Genomic DNA, 16,740 nt, shown 5'->3' with positions numbered 1-16,740 from the left:
GCGCGGCGCGCACGCCTGAATGCAGTAACGCGCTCATGCTGAATTTCATTGTCAAACGCTCGCTGGGTCTCCTGCCGACGCTTCTCATCGTCGCGGTCCTGGTGTTCCTGTTCGTGCACCTTCTGCCGGGCGACCCCGCGCGCCTCGCGGCCGGTCCCGAAGCGGACGACGCCACGGTCGCGCTCGTGCGCGCCGACCTCGGCCTCGACCAGTCGCTGCCGCAGCAGTTCCTCCATTTCTTCGTGCGCATCGCCCAAGGCGACTTTGGCGTGTCGATGCGCAGCAAGCGCCCGGTCGTCACCGAAATCGGCGAGCGCTTTATGCCCACGTTGCTGCTCACGCTCACCAGCATGGTGTGGGCCGTAGTGTTCGGCATGGCGATCGGCATCGTCTCTGCGGTGTGGCGCAATCGCTGGCCCGATCGCATCGGCATGGCGCTCGCGGTGTCGGGCATTTCGTTTCCGGCCTTCGCGCTCGGCATGGCGCTCATGGAGTTGTTCTCGGTGCACCTGGGCTGGCTGCCCGTGGTGAGCGACGGTTCGTGGCGCAGTTATGTGCTGCCATCCGTTACGCTCGGCGCGGCGGTGGCCGCCGTGATGGCGCGCTTCACGCGGGCCTCGTTCGTCGAAGTGCTCAACGAAGACTTCGTGCGCACGGCGCGCGCGAAGGGCGTGGCCGAGCAATGGGTGGTGATCAAGCATTGCCTGCGCAATGCGATGATTCCCGTCGTCACGATGATGGGCCTGCAATTCGGCTTCCTGCTGGGCGGGTCGATCGTCGTGGAGGTGGTGTTCAACTGGCCGGGCCTCGGGCGCCTGCTCGTCGATTCGGTTGCGATGCGCGATTACCCGGTGATTCAGGCCGAGGTGCTGTTGTTCTCGCTCGAATTCATCGTCATCAATCTGATCGTGGACGTGCTGTACGCGGTCATCAATCCGACCATTCGATTCAGGTGAGCCCGTCATGAGCACGACCCTAAACGAAGCCGTACGCGCACAGGACGAAGCGATCCGCACGCCGTGGCGCGAATTCTGGCGCAAGTTCCGCAAGCAGCATGTCGCGCTCGGCGCGGGCGCATTCGTGCTGCTGCTGGTGGTGATCGCGGTGTTCGCGCCGCATCTCGTGCCTTACGACCCGGAAAATTACTTCGACTACGACTCGCTCAACGCGGGTCCTTCGGCTGCACACTGGTTCGGCGTGGACGCGCTGGGCCGCGATATTTTCAGCCGCATTCTCGCGGGCACGCGCATCTCGCTCGCGGCGGGCTTTCTTTCGGTGGCGCTGGGCGCCGTGGTGGGCACGTTCTTCGGTTTGCTTGCGGGCTACTATGAAGGCTGGTGGGACCGCATCACCATGCGTGTCGCCGACGTGTTGTTCGCATTCCCAGGCATTTTGCTCGCCATCGGTGTGGTGGCGATCCTCGGCAACGGCATGATCAATGTGGTTTGCGCGGTGGCCGTGTTCAGCATTCCGGCGTTCGCTCGGCTCGTGCGCGGCAACACGCTCATGCTCAAGCACCTCACGTATGTCGAGGCCGCGCGCAGCATTGGCGCGTCGGACTGGACGATCATCATGCGGCATATTCTGCCGGGCACGGTGTCCTCCGTGATCGTGTATCTGACCATGCGTATCGGCACCTCGATCATTACGGCAGCGAGCCTGTCGTTCATTGGTCTCGGAGCCCAGCCGCCCACGCCGGAGTGGGGCGCCATGCTCAACGAGGCGCGCGCGGATATGGTCACGGCGCCGCATATCGCGCTGTTCCCGAGCCTCGCCATCTTCCTCACTGTGCTCGCGTTCAATCTGCTGGGCGACGGCCTGCGCGACGCGCTCGACCCGAAACTGGACCGTGCATGAGCACGAATCGCGGAGAAACCGCGCCGCATATCGGCACACTGGCGAGCGGCGCGACCGGAACGATTGCCGACGTGAGCGGCGTGCGCGTGGGTCATTGCACGCTCGACTCCGGCGATGTGCAAACGGGCGTGACCGTGGTGATGCCCCATGCAGGCGACGTCTTTCGCGAGAAGGTGCCGGCGAGCGCGTGCGTGATCAACGGATTCGGCAAGAGCATCGGGCTCATGCAGCTCGACGAGCTAGGCGTGCTCGAAACGCCGATCGCGTTGACCAACACGTTCGGTGTGGGCACGCTTGCGCAGGCGCAGATTCGCGCAGCAGTCGAGGCGAATCCACAGATTGGGCGCGGTCTGCCTACCGTCAATCCGCTCGTGTTCGAGTGCAATGACGGCTATCTGAACGATATTCAGGCGCTGGCGATTCACGAGGAGCACTATCTCGCTGCCTGCGCTGCGGCGAACGCCGATTTCTCGCGTGGCAGCGTAGGCGCGGGCCGCGGCATGTCGAGCTTCGACCTGAAAGGCGGCATCGGCACGGCGTCGCGCGTGGTGCAGACGGCATTCGCGCAATACACAGTAGGCGCGCTTGTGCTGGCGAACTTTGGCCGCCTGCCCATGCTGACGATCGACGGCGTGCCCGTGGGCCGCGAGCTTGCGGCGCGTGCGGCGCCGGCAACGCAGGAGCCCGAGAAGGGGTCGATCATCATGCTGATCGCCACGAATGCGCCGCTCGACTCGCGTCAGCTTCGGCGTGTTTCGATGCGCGCAGCAGCGGGTCTTGCGCGCACGGGGTCCGTTTATGGACACGGCAGCGGCGATATCGCGCTGGCGTTCAGCACGGCGTACACATTGGCGCACGACGCGCCGACCCACGCGTTGCCGCCCTTGCTCGCTGACTCGCAACTCGACCCGCTGTTTCAGGCCAGCGCCGATTGCATCGAGCAGGCGATTCTCGACGCCTTGTGGAGCGCAAGCACGGTGCAAGGCCGCGATGGCCACGTGCGTCTCGCACTGCGCGAAGCGGTGCCGGACCTCGCCGATCTGCTTGCAGGCGGGGCGCAAGCGTGAAGGTACTTATTTCCGTCGATATCGAAGGCATAGGCGGTGTCTTCAACGTTCAGCAAACGCGCGCGGGTAATGCCGAGTACGAGCAGGCCCGCCGCTGGATGACGCTAGAAGCGAACGCTGCCGTGGAAGGCGCGTTCGCGGGCGGCGCGAGCGAAGTGTGGGTCAACGACTCGCATGGCGGCTTCAACAACCTCTTGCTCGACGAGATCGATGCGCGCGCACGCGTGATACTCGGCAAGCCTCGCACGCTCGGCATGATGGCGGGGCTCGAACACCGTCCCGCGCTCGTTTTCATGATCGGCTATCACGCTATGGCGCAAAGCCGCGGCATGCTCGCGCACACCATCAACAGCTTCGCGTTTGCGCGCGTGCTCGTGGATGGCGTCGCAACCGGCGAGGCAGGGCTATATGGCGCGCTTGCGCAGGAATACGGCGCACGGGTGGCGCTCCTGAGCGGCGACGATGTGTTCGAGCGCGAAACGCGGCCCGCTTTCCCCGATGCGAAGTTCGTAGTGGTGAAGCGGGCCAGCGGCCACGCGAGCGGCGACCTGCTGACGCCCGCTGCGAGCCGCGAGCGGATTCGCGACGCGGCACGCGAAGCCGCGGGGCAGGTCGCGCGCGACGGCGAGTGGTGGGACCGCGCCTGCGCGGCGCCGCGTGTGCGCACGTGCGAACTCCATACGCAGACGAGCGCGCTTGCCGATCTCTTTGCGCAGTGGCCGAGTGTCGAGCGCGTGGCGGGCTGCGTGATCCGGTTTCCGGCGCCGACTGCCGAATACCTCGTGCGCACGCTCAATAGCTTCTCGGCGATGTCGGCGGTGCTGCGCTGAGGCGGCCGTTGTTCGCCGCGTTGTGCAACTAACTGTCAGCCCCGCCACGCCTCGGAAAACGGACCGGCGGCTTCGCCGCCACTCCGCAAAAACGCATGCCGTTCACCCCGTGAGGTCTTCCTCCAGCCGGTCGAACACGCGCTGCGTCGCGCCGCGCGCATGCAGCGCGAACAGCAGCAGCGAACGGCCCGTCACCTGGTACATATCGCCCGCTTCGAATTCGGGCAACTCGTCGCGCACGGGCATATTCGTGTCGATGAGACAACGCCACTGATCGTTGCCCGGCACCGAAGGCAGCGTGAATTCCACCACGTCATGATAGGCGTTGAGCACGATGAGCATGGTCGCATCCGAAGCGAGGCGCATGATGCCGCTCGTCTGTGATCGTCCATCGATTAGCATGCCGAAGCAACGCATGGCCGAATCGTCCCACTGCTCCTGAGCGAGCGGCACGCCCGCGGGCGAGAGCCATTCGACGTCGGTAACGTCGAGTGTGGGGTTGTGCTCGCCGATGAGAAAGCGGTTGCGCCGCAGCACCGGCAGCGCATGGCGCAGTGCGGTGAGCTTGCGCACGAAGTCGGCGAGTGCGCGGCCCGTGTCGTCAATACCTTCCCAGTCTACCCAGCTCACCTCGTTGTCCTGGCAGTATGCGTTGTTGTTGCCGCGCTGCGTGCGGCCGAACTCGTCGCCCGCGAGCAGCATCGGCGTGCCCTGTGAAAGCAGCAGCGTAGCGAGGAAGTTGCGCTTCTGGCGCTCGCGCAACGCGCGGATTTCGGGGTCGTCGGTCGGGCCTTCCTCGCCGCAGTTCCACGAGAGATTGTCGCCATGGCCGTCGCGGTTCTCTTCGCCGTTGGCCTCGTTGTGGCGATCGTTGTACGAAACGAGATCGTTCAGCGTGAAGCCGTCGTGCGCGGTGACGAAGTTCACGCTCGACCAGGGCCGCCGCCCGCGCCGGTTGAAGCTGTCGCCCGACGCGCACAGGCGCGTGGCGAGGTCGGGGGCACGGCCTTCATCGCCTTTCCACCAGGCGCGCGTGGTGTCGCGAAAGCGGTCGTTCCATTCCATCCAGCCGGGTGGGAAGCCGCCCACCTGGTAGCCGCCCGGCCCGCAGTCCCAGGGCTCGGCAATCAACTTCACGCTCGCGAGGATCGGGTCCTGACGGCAGCTATCGAGAAAGCCGCCGCCTTCGTCAAAACCATAGGGCTCGCGCCCGAGGATCGTCGCGAGGTCGAAGCGAAAACCGTCCACGCCCATTTCGAGCACCCAGTAGCGCAGGCTGTCCGTGACCATTTGCAGCACGCGCGGGTGCGAGAGATTGAGCGTATTGCCCGTGCCGGTGTCGTTGATATAGTAGCGCCGGTCTTCAGGCAGTCGGTAGTACGAAGCATTGTCGATGCCGCGAAACGAGAGCGTCGGTCCCAGTTCGCTGCCTTCGGCCGTGTGGTTGTAAACCACGTCGAGTATCACTTCGAGCCCGGCCTGGTGCAACCGGTCCACCATGTTCTTGAATTCGTCGATCGAGCCGTGTTCGCCCACCGAGTAGCGCGGGTCCGGTGCAAAGAAGCCGATGGTGTTGTAGCCCCAGTAGTTCGTGAGGCCGCGTTCGAGCAGGTGCGAGTCGTTCACGAAGGTATGAATCGGCAGCAGTTCGACCGATGTCACGCCCAGCCCGCGTAGGTATTCGAGCACCGGCGTTTGTGCGAGGCCCGCGAAGGTGCCGCGTTCTTCAGGCGGCACGTCGGGATGGCGGATCGTATAGCCGCGCACATGCGTTTCGTAGATGATCGTCCGCTCGCGCGGCACGCGCTCGCGCATTGGGTGATGCCACGTGAAGCCCTGGTCGACCACGCGGCAGCGCGGCACATAGCGCGCGCTGTCTCGCGTGTCGAACGAAAGATCGCCGTCGGGGCTGCCGATCGTGTAGCCGAACACGGCGGGATGCCAGCGCAGCGCGCCCACATGGGCCTTCGCATAGGGATCGAGCAGCAGCTTGTTCGGATTGAAGCGATGGCCCGCCTGCGGCTCGTACGGCCCATGCACGCGATACCCGTAGATGGCGCCCGGTTCGAGGTCGGGCAGATACACGTGCCACACCTCGTCGGTGTATTCGGGCAACTCGATGCGTTCGAGTTCGCGCAGGCCGTTCTTGTCGAAGAGACACAACTCGACCTTTTTTGCGTTCGCGGAGAAGAGCGCGAAGTTCACGCCGCGGCCGTTCCAGGTGGCGCCGAGGGGAAACGGCTGTCCTTCTACGATGCGGGTGGCGGTTTTTTTCTTCATGGGCTCGTCGGTTGGGGACGCGATGGCGCGCGCCTCCAACGCCATTGCGCGCAAGGGCGGGGGCTTGTATCAAGCAAGGTTTGGGCCCAATGGCGCGCTATGCAGCGCGATGCAAGGGAGAGCGAGGAGAGAGGGGCGGGTAGCGCGGGGCGCAGCGGCACTTTTTACAGCCGCCGATTGTCGCGAGGATCGTGCCGCGCAATGCTGCGTCAGGGGCCGACGCGCGCTGCGAGCGTGTAGCTTTGGCGCAGCGCGTGCACAGATTTACCGATGCGTCTTCGTGATTTCGCGTGCGCCGCTTACTTCACGGTCTGCACCACTTCGAAGCCTTCGAACTCGGGGTGGCTCAAATAGACCGGACGGTTCGCGCCGCCCGCATTGCCCGCGTTTCGATGCGCCGCGCGAAATGCGTCGGAACGCGTCCAGTCTTCGAAGTGCGCGTGGCTCGCCCAGATCGTGTGACTCGCGTAGAGCACGTGGTCTTCGCGCTGCGGGCCTTTGAGCAGATGAAATTCGATGAAGCCGGGCACTTGCTTCAAATGCGTGTCGCGCGTGGCCCAGACTTCCTCGAATGCGGCCTCGGAGCCCAGCGCGACCTTGAATCGGTTCATGGCGATATACATGCGGCGTTCCTCTTCGCGTACGAAAAATCGTTAAGCGCGACTGCGGGACAGAGGCGCCCGCCGTCGCTTCGATTTCCGATTATAAGAGGCGCGCTCAGCCGACGCGGAACACCTGCACGGTGCCAGCAAGCTTCGTGGATTGCGTGTCGAGCGCCTGGGCGGCAGCCGTCACCTGCTCGACGAGCGCCGCGTTCTGCTGCGTGACTTCGTCCATCTGCGTGACGGCGGTGTCGACCTGCTCGATGCCGCTTTGCTGTTGCTCCGAGGCGGACGCGATCTCGTTCATGATCGCAGTCACGCGCTGCACGGACGTGTGCAGTTCGGCCATCGTCGCGCCCGCCGTGGAAACGAGTTCCGTGCCGTGCGAAACGGTTGCCACCGAATTCACAATGAGGTCCTTGATCTCCTTGGCAGCCGCGGCGGAACGCTGCGCGAGCGAGCGCACCTCGCTCGCGACCACGGCGAAGCCGCGGCCCTGCTCGCCCGCGCGCGCGGCTTCCACAGCCGCGTTGAGCGCGAGGATATTGGTTTGGAACGCGATGCCTTCGATGATGGCCGTGATCTCGGAGATCTTGTGCGAACTGCCTTCGATCTCGCTCATCGTGCTCACCACGTCCTGCACGACGTCGCTGCCGCGCGACGCCACGTTTGCCGCCGTTTGCGCGAGCGTGCTGCCCTGGCGCGCGTTGTCGGTATTCTGCTTAACCGCCGACGTCAGCTCGTTCATGCTCGCGGCTGTTTCCTGCAGCGACGCAGCCTGTTCCTCGGTGCGCGCCGAGAGGTCGATCATGCCCGCCGCGATCTGGCGCGTGGCCACCGAAACCGATTCGCTGCCCGAGCGCACTGCGCCCGTTACGGAGCCCAGTTCCTTGCGGGTTTTTTCGATGTTTTCCAGCAGCAGGCCCATTTCGTCGCGGCGCTGCGCGCGCACAGTCTGGCTCAGATTGCCCGAGGATATTTCATTGAGGCTCGTGAGCGCGTAATTGAGCGGCTCCATGATCGCGCGGCGCAGCATCACCCAGCCGAGGCCCGCGCCGAGCAGCCCGAGCGCGACCATGACGGCGCTCACGCCCGAGAATAGATGGAAATTTGCTTCGGCCTCCTCATAACGTACCTTTGCGTTGTTATAGAGGTGCTTCTTGACCTCGTTGTTCGCGGCGCTCATCGCGCTGTAGAGGTCGGAGAGCTGCGTCATCGCGATGTTGTCGGCGCTGGCCTTGTCGCCCGATTCGAGCGCCTTCGTGAAGTCCGACACCGCGTTGCGCATGGCCGTGCGGCGCTCGGTGGTCGCCGCGATGAGCGGCAGTTCGTCGCTCTCGTGCGGCATTTGCGTGAACTTCGTCCACCAGGTGTCCGAGTCCTTGAAGAAGCCGGCGGCGCGTTGAAGCTGGTCGGGCACCGAGGGCGCGTCGGGGTGCAGCGCCACGCGGTCGAGCACGAGGCGCGTGCGCGCGATATAGATTTCCGCGTTGTCGATGGCCGTGGATTCGGCGAGCTTGTTGCGATAGGTGTCGCGGTTGGCGCTGTTGGCCTTTTCCGTGCTGATGAAGCCGAGCACACCGGAAATCGTGAGCAGGAGGGCGAGAAGCGCGAACGTGAGGGCGATGCGCGCTCGAATGGTGAGTGTCATGCGTCTGTACCGTTTTGACCAAGGGCAACGCAAGCGGAGCGGCCCATCTTTGCGGGCTGCCGCCGACGGGCGTCACCTTACATATCGACAGCTGGCGGTCGGGATTTAGGGTGAACCCGAATATTTTTAAAGAACTACAGAATAAGAATGATTTGTAAATATTACTGAATTAGCTGTGGTGAGGGCATTTTTTCCTCCTTTCAAGGCCGGTCGACGCGCGTTGATATCTCACAACGCGTTACGCATCAATGGATTCCGCCTGCTGTAACAGAATGTAATTTCTCTCTGCGGCGTCGGACTATTCTTCGTATAAATAGGACATCGAGAACGTTCACTTCCCCAATTTCCGCTGTCGTCCGCGTGAGCGGACGTGCATGCAGGAGCCAGGTCGATGAAACGCCTACACGTCCTTGCCGTTGCAGCCGGTTTGCCGATCGCGCTTTTGCCGGTCGTTCCGTTCGTCCCGCTCGCGCATGCAGCGACCTATTCGAACGGCACCGCCACGGCCACCTTCAACGTCACGCTCACGCTCCAGGCCAATTGCGCGATCTCCGCAAATCCGCTCAGCTTTGGCACCAATGGCGTGCTTTCCACGGCCGTCAATCAGCAGAGCACGCTCAGCGTGACCTGCACGAACACTACGCCCTACAACGTCGGGCTCGACGCGGGCACGGTGACCGGCTCCAGCGTGACGAGCCGGCTGATGGCGGGCACGACCACGGGCAACACGAGCACGACGGTCGGCTTCCAGCTCTACCAGGACGCTGGCCACACGACGATCTGGGGCAATACGCAGGGCACCAACACAGTGGCGGGCACCGGCACGGGTTCGGCACAGACGCTATCCGTGTATGGCCAGGTGCCGGCGCAGGCCACGCCAAAGCCCGATACGTACCAGACGACCGTCACGGCGACGGTCTACTTTTGAAGGGCCGCGGCCTGCGCAGCGCCGCAGCGTTTTCGAGCGTCGCATTGGGTTTGATGCTCGGCTTGCTGCCAGCCGCGGCGCGCGCCGCGACGCTGCAGATCTCGCCGGTGACGATCGAATTCGCACCCGGCGAAAGCGCGACGGGCCTCACGCTGCGCAATCCCGGCGATACCCCGCTCTACGGCCAGGTGCGCGTGTTCCAGTGGGACCAGGCGAATGGCGATGACGTGCTCACGCCTGCAAGCGGCGTGATCGCAAGCCCGCCGCTCATCGAGGTCGCGCCGCACGGCGATCAGCTCGTGCGCCTCGTGCGCACGGCGAGCGCGCCGCCCGCGGCCGAAGAGACCTATCGCCTGCTGATCGACGAGTTGCCGCCGCCGGGCGCCGCGAGCGCGGACGGCGTGACGATCCGCCTGCGCTACTCGGTGCCGGTGTTCGTCGAATCGGCCAACGCGGCGGCGCGTCCCGTGCTCGCCTGGCGACTCGTGCATGCGCCGACCGGCTGGGCGCTGCGCGCCGACAACGCCGGGGCCCGGCGTGCGCAGATCGCGGCCGTGCGGCTGGTGGACGCCTCCGGGCACGCGTACGAGATCACGAAGGGACTGCTCGGCTACGCGCTGGCGGGCAAGAGCCGTCAATGGCGAATCGACTTGCCGCCGGGCACGACGCCGCAGGCGCGTATGTCGGTGCACGCCACGGTCAACACGTTGCCCATGCAAGCGCCGGTGACGGTGGATGAAGGTAGCTGATGCGCATGACGCAGGGGAGGGCGCGCGCATTACGGAACAGGCAGGCAGACAGCAGGGAGGCTCGTGCGCGCGCAGCGGGCAGCGCGCGCACGAGAGCGGTATGAACCAAAGAACGAAGCATGGAACGAACACGACGCGCCACTCGCCGTGGCCGCCGCGCGTGCCGCCGGTTCGCGGCGCTTACGTCTCTGATGTCGCTGATGCCGCTTACGTTGCCCGCATGGCTCGCCGCGCCCGTGCGGGCCCAGACGCCCCCCGTGGACGCCGGCACGATGAACGCGCGTGACCTGTATCTCGAAGTCGACGTGAACGGCGAGTCCACGTCGCGCATCGTGCATTTCCGGCAACTGGGCGGGCGGCTGTCCGCGAGCGCGGAAGACCTCGACGCCGTGGGCGTGGCGACGCAACGCCTGCATGTCGCCGACGCGCAGAACGTCGATCTCGATGCCGTGCCCGGCTTGCATTACCGCTACGACGCCTCGCACCAGCGCATCGATCTGCAAGTGCCCGATGCGTTTCGCAAGCCCTACCAGTTCGACTCGCGCGCCGTCGCGGCGATACCGCCCGCACGCTCCGACCGCGGCCTCGTGCTCAACTACGACGCGTACGCGCAGTCGGGCGCGGCGTCGGAATTCGCGCTCTGGAGCGAGGAGCGCTATTTCGATCCACTAGGTGTACTGAGCAATACCGGCGTGGGTTATCTCTATCGCGCGCACAACAGCTATGTGCGCTACGACTCGTCGTGGAGCATGTCGAACCCGGCCACACTCGCGACCACGCAGATCGGCGACACGATTACGTCGTCGCTCGCGTGGAGCCGTTCGATCCGCATGGGCGGCGTGCAGTGGCGCAGCAACTTCGCGCTGCGCCCCGACCTCGTCACGTTCCCTGTCCCGGCGCTGCCCGGCAGCGCAGTCGTGCCGACCGGTGTCGATCTTTATATCAACAGCGTGCGCCAGTTCAGCGGCAACGTGCCGAGCGGACCGTTCATCATCAACGACGTGCCCGGCATCACGGGCGCAGGGCAGGCCACCGTCGTCACGCGCGACGCGCTCGGGCGCACGATCGCGACTTCGGTGCCGCTCTACGTCGATACGCGGCTCATGGCGCCGGGCCTGAGCAGCTATTCGTTCGAGGCGGGGTTTCTGCGGCGCAATTACGGGCTCGATTCGTTCGATTACGACACGCGTCCGGCCGCGAGTGCGTCGTGGCGTCACGGCGTGAGCAGCCATCTCACGCTCGAAGCGCACGGCGAACTCACGGGCGGACTCTACAACGCAGGCGTGGGCGCACTTTTCGGCATCGGCACGGCGGGTGTGATCAACGGGGCGGTGTCGGCCAGCACCGGGAAGCTTGCCGGGACGCAACTGAGCATCGGCTATCAATACGTTTCGCCGCGCGTGTCGATCGACGCGCAGACGATCCGCGCGTTCGGCAACTACGGCGACCTCGCCGCGCGCGACGGCACGCCCGTGCCCACCACGACCGACCGCGTGACGCTCGCCATTCCGTTCCTGCGCAGCCAGACTTTTTCGCTCAGCTACATCGGCTACAAGATTCCTTCCGCGCCGCCATCGCAAATCGGCTCCGTTGCGTGGACCTTCAATTTCGGCAACCTCGTTTCGCTGAACCTGAGCGCGTACCAGGACTTTCGCCAGCACAATTCGCGCGGCGTGCTGCTGAGCGCGAGCCTGGGCCTCGGCCACAACACGTCGGTGAACGCGAGCGTGGGCCGCCAGGACGGCGCCTCGACATGGAACGTCAACGCGCTTCAGCCGCCCGACTACGCGGGCGGCTGGGGCTGGGGCGTGCAAAACGGCGGCGCGGGCGCGACGCCATATCGCCAGGCGCAGGTGCAGTATCTCGGCAACTACGGGGAAGCGACGGCTTCGGTGCAGCAGGCGGGCTCGCAGACCATCGGCGCGTTCGATCTCACCGGTGCGGTCGTGTTGATGGATCGTTCGGTGGAACTCGCGCGCCGCGTCGACGACGGCTTCGCGCTCGTCTCGACCGATGGCGTCGCAGGCATTCCGGTGCTGCACGAGAACCGCGTGATCGGCATGACCGATGGCGGCGGCCACCTGCTGATTCCCGACCTCAACGCGTACCAGCACAACCAGGTCGCCATCGACGCGATGAAGCTGCCCGCCGACGCGCGTCTCGCCACGACCTCGCTCGACCTCGTGCCGCAATCGCAGTCGGGCGTGCTCGCGCATTTCGGCGTGACGCGTTATCGCGCGGCGTCGATCATTGTGAACGGCCCCGATGGGCGCCATGTGCCGGCGGGCGCGCGCGTGCACCACGTGGAAAGCGGCCGCGACACGATCGTGGGCTACGACGGCATTACGTTCGTCGATGGCCTCGAAGACGACAACCATCTGCTTATCGACAACGGCTCGCTGCATTGCGAAGTGGCGTTCGCGTGGCGGCAGCAGGGCGACGGCTTGCAGACGATCGGTCCGCTCGCGTGCAAGCCGGTGACGGCAAGCGCACCGCCATGAAGCGCACGCTGCTCATGTTCGCCTTCAGTCTCGTGCTGCTTTGCGCGGCGGGCAGCGTGCGCGCGCAAAGCTGCTCGGCGTCGGTTTCTCCGGTGTCCTTCGGATCGGTGAGCCCGATTTCGGGCGCGGCGGTCACGAGCTCGGGCAGCGTGAGCGTAACCTGCACGTGGCCCGCCGTTACGTTCACGCCTACGGTGCTCGTTTGCCTGAACCTGGGCGGCACGAGTCCACGCACGATGACGAACGGGACCAGCCAGTTGCGTTACGACCTTTATCGCGACGCGGCGCACACGCTGCCCTGGGGCTCGGTGTATTCGGGCACGACGCCGATCTCGCTCACGATGACCAAACCCGCCGGGACGACGCTCACGCAAACCGTGCCGTTCTACGGACAGATCACGGCGGCGCAGCCCACCGTACCCACGGTCGGCAACGCGACGACGGCCTATACGCAGAGCTTTGGCGGCAACCAGACAGCCATCAACTACGAGTTCTACCTGCTGGGCGCACCAAGCTGCTCGTCGCTGACTTCGAGTGGCGGCACGTTCGCGTTCAGCGCGAACGCGAACGTCGTGAACAACTGCAACATCAGCGCGACCAGCGTGGCGTTCGGCGCGGCCGGCGTGCTCGCCTCGGCGTTGCGCGCCACAGGGACCATCACCGCGCAATGCACCAACGGCGACGCGTTTCGCATCGCGCTGAACGGTGGCGCAAGCGGCAACGTGGCCGCTCGCGCGATGCAGCGCTCGGGCGGCGGAGGCAGCGTGGGGTATCAGCTCTACCTGGATTCGGCGTATGGCAGCGCGTGGGGCGACGGCACCGGCGGCACGGCCATGGCGACCGGCACGGGCTCAGGCGCGCAGCAGGTGTTCACCGTGTACGGCCAGGTGCCCGCGCAAGGCACGCCCGCGCCGGGCAGCTATAGCGACACCATTACGGCGACGATTTCGTTCTGACTTTCCGGCGGCCGAAGCGTGGCGGATTCAGAACACGACGGTCCAGATCGCGTCGGGCGCCACGCGCAAACGCGACGGCGACGCGAGTGCGCTAGCCGCGCCTTGCGTGGCCGTTTGGCTCACGAGCCAGGGCTCGCCATGCAGGCAGTCGACGACCGGCGCGAGCGCCGCGCTGCGGTTCGAAATTACTACACAGCTAGGCTGGACGACCAGGCTCACGAGCATCGTGGCCGGCGCGGGCTCGGCGGCAAAGCCGGCGGGCAGCGCGAACGCCAGCAGGGGAACGGCGAGCGCGAGCGCAAGCCGTCGTAGGGAGAGGGGGCGCATGGTCGGAAACGATTCAATGCCGCGCGCCGCAAGGGTGCGCGAACGGCTTCATCCAGGAGGTTCTTCCTTGTTTGTCGGCAGAAAGCCGCCCAAAGTTGAGCGCCGCGTCAATTCGTCCGCAGGCTCGGTCGCGGCGGGGCGCCCGCGCTTGCTTGTGCGCGGCGCGGCGTAAGCACGGCCAGCACAGCGGCAATGATGAAAAGGGCGGGCACGTCGCCGACGAGATGGCCGAGATGGCCGGGCGACATCACCGACTGGACCGTCATGATCGCGCCGTGCACGACGCTCGACCACACCGTGAACCAGATCAGGCTCAAGTGCTCGAGCGGACGGCGCGCGGCGCGTATGAGAAACACGCCGAGCGTGGCGTAGATGCCGACGATCATCAGCGGGTAGTCGGAGTGGCCCGAATGCCAGGTCCAGCCCGAAGGCCAGAGCGCCATCAACGGGTAGACCGCGAAGAGGGCAATTGCGCCGATCGCGTAGAGAGCGATGGAGAGACTTTTGAGCCGGGTCGAGTCGTCCATGGCGCACCCCGTTGTGTCCGTCTGACAGTATGGGGAATATGCGCGCACGCGGTGTCTCGTGCAAGTCGCTCGCGATTTAACGCGCCAGTTCGTGCGATTTCCCTGCGCGATCGACGATGTTTGCCGTCACCCCGTTGAGTGTCGTGGCAGCGATCTGGAAGCCATCCGTTAAAATCCCATTCACATACGTAATGTTATAACGTAACATTCGTGTCGAGCTGCAGCCACCACCCTGTGCGGCGTACGTCCATCCTGGGCCCCGGACGTTCGCCGCCCATCACTCGAACGACGCAAACAAGAAAACATCGTGGCGACCATTCCATTTACGTCCTTGTCCGTGTTGCTGGCGGGGCTGCGCTTCGCGCGCGTCCTGCCGCTCGCTCCCTTGCCCGTCGCGCTCTGCGGTGCGCTTGCTCATGCCCAATCGCCGGTAACCGACACTGCCGATGCCGCGGCTGGCGACACACTGCCTGGCGTCGATACGTCGGGCGTCGCTACGCTCGCGCCGGTGTTCGTCACCGCCAACCCGCTCGCCAGCGCCGACCTTACTGCGCCATCCAGCGCGCTCTACGGCGACGCGCTCGTCCTGCGCCGCGCCAACTCGCTCGGCGAAACGCTCAACGGTCTGCCGGGCGTCTCGACGACAACCTATGGCCCGATGGTCGGCCGTCCGATCATTCGCGGCATGGATGGCGACCGCATCCGCCTGCTGCAAAACGGCGTGGCCGCGTTCGACGCCTCGTCGCTCTCGTACGACCACGCCGTGCCGCAAGACCCGCTCTCGATCGAGCGCGTCGAGATCGTGCGCGGCCCGGCGGCGCTGCTGTACGGCGGCAATGCGATTGGCGGCGTGGTGAACACGATCGACAACCGCATTCCGCGCGAGCCGGTTTCGGGCGTGACTGGCGCCGTGGACGCGAGCTACGGCGGCGCGAACGACGCCCGTGCAGGCGCGGCGCAGGTGGAAGGGGGCAACGGCGGCTTCGCCTTTCACGTGGACGCGTTCGATCGCGACACGAGCAACCAGCGCATTCCCGGCTACGCGCACTCGGCGCAGCAACGCGCGCTCGACGGTCCCGATGCTGCCCAGCCCTACGGCAGCATCCCGAACAGCGACGGCCGCTGGCACGGTGGCGCGGTCGGCTCCTCGTACACGTGGGCCGACGGCTACGCGGGCATTGCGTACAACGGCTTCGACGCGAACTACGGTTCCGTCGCCGAAGACGACGTGCGCCTGCGCATGCACCAGGACCACGTGGCGCTCGCGTCCGAAGTGCGCAACCTGCAAGGCCCGATCAGTCAGCTCAAGTTCGACTTCGGTTATACGGACTACGAGCATCGCGAGATCGACAACGGCGAAACGAGCACGACGTTCCGCAATCACGGTTACGAAGCGCGACTCGAGGCGCGCCACGCGAAACTCGGGCCGCTGGAGGGCGCCTTTGGCGTGCAGGTGAGCCAGAACACGTTCTCGGCGTTAGGCGACGAGGCGCTCGTGCCGACCACGCAAACCAGCAACGTCGCGCTGTTTGGCCTGGAGGAGTGGAACGTGACGCCCGCGCTCAAGCTGAGTCTGGGCGGGCGCATCGAACATGTGAAGCTCGATCCGGTGGCGGGCGAAGACGGCACGAAGTTCGCAGGTGTGCAATCGCGCGACTTCAATGCGGGCAGCCTTTCGGCGGGCGCGCTCTACAAGCTCACGCCGGTATGGTCGATGGTGGGCAGCGTGGCGTACACCGAGCGTGCGCCGACCTTCTACGAGTTATATGCAAACGGCCCGCACGATGCGACCGGTCAGTACCTGATCGGCAACCCCGACGCGCAGAAGGAAAAGGCCATTTCCACGGATCTTTCACTGCGCTACGCGAGCGGCCCGAACAAGGCGAGCGCGGGCGTGTTCTACAGCCGCTTTCGCAATTACCTCACGGAGTACAACACGGGCCGCCTCGTGGATGACGACGACACGCCGGTGCCAGCCGGTACTGCGGATGCGCTTAACGAAGCCGTTTATCGCGGCGTGCCCGCGGAGTTTTATGGCGTGGAACTGGAAGGGCGCTGGCGAGTGCTGGAGCGCGGCGCGCATCGGCTCGATATCGGCTTGACCGCCGACTACACGCACGCGCGCAACGCGGACACGGGCGCGCCGCTGCCGCGCATCGCGCCCTTGCGCGCCACGCTCAACGCCGATTACGGCTACGGACCGTTCGGCGCGCACGCCGAACTGGTGCACGCGTGGGCGCAAAACCGCGTGCCCGAAGACGATTTTCCGACGGCAGGCTACACCACGCTCGCGCTGGCGCTCACGTACAAATTCCATGTGGGCGCAACGAACTGGCTCGCATACGTGCGCGGTGACAATCTCACGAATCAGGACGTGCGCTACGCGAGCTCCGTGGTGCGCGACATCGCGCCCGAGGGCGGGCGCAGTGTCATGGTGGGATTGCGCACCACGTTCTAGCGGATCG

Annotated in this window: 14 protein-coding genes; 9 read left to right on the top strand and 5 right to left on the bottom strand. The window is 65.5% G+C overall.

Features of this window, described 5'->3' with window-relative positions; all coding sequences use genetic code 11:
• Positions 1-35: 35 nt before the first annotated feature.
• The 4 genes from gsiC to VSR72_RS22220 are packed head-to-tail and all read left to right on the top strand — an operon-like array spanning position 36 to position 3,754.
• A complete protein-coding gene (gene gsiC, locus VSR72_RS22235; RefSeq protein ID WP_342954487.1) occupies positions 36-956 on the top strand; it encodes a glutathione ABC transporter permease GsiC in 921 nt (306 codons plus the stop codon).
• Positions 957-963: 7 nt separating this feature from the next.
• Positions 964-1,857 carry a glutathione ABC transporter permease GsiD gene (gene gsiD, locus VSR72_RS22230; protein WP_342954486.1) on the top strand — a complete coding sequence of 298 codons (894 nt, stop codon included), beginning with the start codon at positions 964-966 and terminating at the stop codon, positions 1,855-1,857.
• Entirely contained in the window at positions 1,854-2,924 is a 1,071-nt protein-coding gene (locus VSR72_RS22225) for a P1 family peptidase (protein WP_342954485.1), read from the top strand. The genes gsiD and VSR72_RS22225 overlap by 4 nt, the downstream gene beginning before the upstream one ends.
• Positions 2,921-3,754: a M55 family metallopeptidase gene (locus VSR72_RS22220; protein ID WP_342954484.1), complete on the top strand. Its 834-nt coding sequence runs from the start codon at positions 2,921-2,923 to the stop codon at positions 3,752-3,754. Before VSR72_RS22225 ends, VSR72_RS22220 begins: the two co-directional genes overlap by 4 nt.
• Positions 3,755-3,856: 102 nt before the next feature.
• On the opposite strand, the gene glgX is transcribed toward VSR72_RS22220, so the two are convergent.
• From glgX to VSR72_RS22205, 3 genes are all read right to left on the bottom strand, one after another.
• Complete coding sequence (gene glgX, locus VSR72_RS22215; RefSeq protein WP_342954483.1) at positions 3,857-6,034, bottom strand: glycogen debranching protein GlgX; 2,178 nt, start codon at positions 6,032-6,034, stop codon at positions 3,857-3,859.
• A 299-nt stretch (positions 6,035-6,333) separates the two neighbouring features.
• Positions 6,334-6,657, bottom strand: coding sequence for an antibiotic biosynthesis monooxygenase (locus tag VSR72_RS22210; protein ID WP_201699064.1), 324 nt, complete (start codon positions 6,655-6,657; stop codon positions 6,334-6,336).
• A 94-nt stretch (positions 6,658-6,751) separates the two neighbouring features.
• Positions 6,752-8,287 carry a methyl-accepting chemotaxis protein gene (locus VSR72_RS22205; RefSeq protein ID WP_342954482.1) on the bottom strand — a complete coding sequence of 512 codons (1,536 nt, stop codon included), beginning with the start codon at positions 8,285-8,287 and terminating at the stop codon, positions 6,752-6,754.
• Positions 8,288-8,678: 391 nt separating this feature from the next.
• On the opposite strand from VSR72_RS22205, the gene VSR72_RS22200 reads away from it, so the two are divergent.
• From VSR72_RS22200 to VSR72_RS22185, 4 genes are all read left to right on the top strand, one after another.
• Positions 8,679-9,215, top strand: a complete 537-nt coding sequence (locus tag VSR72_RS22200) for a spore coat U domain-containing protein (RefSeq protein WP_342954481.1) — start codon at positions 8,679-8,681, stop codon at positions 9,213-9,215.
• Between the two features lie 53 nt (positions 9,216-9,268).
• On the top strand, positions 9,269-9,964 hold the full coding sequence (locus VSR72_RS22195; protein ID WP_342954626.1) for a fimbria/pilus periplasmic chaperone: 696 nt from the start codon (positions 9,269-9,271) through the stop codon (positions 9,962-9,964).
• Positions 9,965-10,083: 119 nt separating this feature from the next.
• Positions 10,084-12,465 (top strand): fimbria/pilus outer membrane usher protein, encoded by a 2,382-nt coding sequence (locus VSR72_RS22190; RefSeq protein WP_342954480.1) that lies wholly within the window; start codon positions 10,084-10,086, stop codon positions 12,463-12,465.
• A complete protein-coding gene (locus VSR72_RS22185; protein WP_342954625.1) occupies positions 12,462-13,421 on the top strand; it encodes a spore coat U domain-containing protein in 960 nt (319 codons plus the stop codon). The genes VSR72_RS22190 and VSR72_RS22185 overlap by 4 nt, the downstream gene beginning before the upstream one ends.
• Before the next feature lie 27 nt (positions 13,422-13,448).
• Here the strand turns inward: VSR72_RS22185 and VSR72_RS22180 are convergent, their stop codons facing one another.
• Both VSR72_RS22180 and VSR72_RS22175 read right to left on the bottom strand, forming a co-directional pair.
• A complete protein-coding gene (locus tag VSR72_RS22180) occupies positions 13,449-13,748 on the bottom strand; it encodes a hypothetical protein (protein WP_342954479.1) in 300 nt (99 codons plus the stop codon).
• Positions 13,749-13,855: 107 nt separating this feature from the next.
• Positions 13,856-14,275, bottom strand: coding sequence for a DUF6632 domain-containing protein (locus VSR72_RS22175; protein ID WP_342954478.1), 420 nt, complete (start codon positions 14,273-14,275; stop codon positions 13,856-13,858).
• A gap of 307 nt (positions 14,276-14,582) precedes the next feature.
• On the opposite strand from VSR72_RS22175, the gene VSR72_RS22170 reads away from it, so the two are divergent.
• Positions 14,583-16,733, top strand: coding sequence for a TonB-dependent receptor (locus VSR72_RS22170; protein ID WP_342954477.1), 2,151 nt, complete (start codon positions 14,583-14,585; stop codon positions 16,731-16,733).
• The last annotated feature ends 7 nt before the right edge of the window (positions 16,734-16,740 follow it).

Source organism: Paraburkholderia sp. JHI869, assembly GCF_038900775.1.
Classification (GTDB): domain Bacteria; phylum Pseudomonadota; class Gammaproteobacteria; order Burkholderiales; family Burkholderiaceae; genus Paraburkholderia.
Note: the sequence above shows the minus strand (reverse complement) of the source record. Positions and strands in the feature narration are given on the sequence as shown.